Source organism: Nocardia cyriacigeorgica (assembly GCF_010858045.1).
GTDB classification, from domain to species: Bacteria; Actinomycetota; Actinomycetes; order Mycobacteriales; family Mycobacteriaceae; genus Nocardia; species Nocardia cyriacigeorgica_E.
In genome coordinates this window covers 1-276 of sequence record NZ_JAAGVC010000399.1, presented here as the reverse complement: position 1 = coordinate 276, position 276 = coordinate 1, and the positions used below count along the sequence as shown (strand labels likewise).

Annotated in this window: 1 protein-coding gene; it reads right to left on the bottom strand. The window is 71.0% G+C overall.

Going from position 1 to position 276, the window contains the following annotated elements; translation table 11 throughout:
• Window positions 1-13: 13 nt before the first annotated feature.
• Window positions 14-276, bottom strand: a 263-nt coding sequence (locus tag GV790_RS30195; protein ID WP_163818204.1) for a penicillin acylase family protein, incomplete at its 5' end; no start/stop codon positions are given.

Sequence of the window (276 nt, the reverse complement as noted above, 5' to 3'; positions counted from 1 at the left end):
CACCTCGCCGTGGCTACCCCGGCCGTAGCGGCACCACCGCGGTCCGCGCGAGCCGGTATGCCGCGATGCCGGAACCGACGTCGGAGGTCGCCACTCGATCGAAGACCTCATGCCGGTCGGCGGATGCGCGCACGCGCGCCCAGTCACTGAGGATCGGAATGAGTTCCCCGCGCGCCCAACGCGGCGCCTGATCCTCGAAGTTGGGCGACCGCGGATCACCGCTGACACCCAGCGGCACGATCCAGCGACCCGCGTCACGGTCGGCCAGATCCCAGA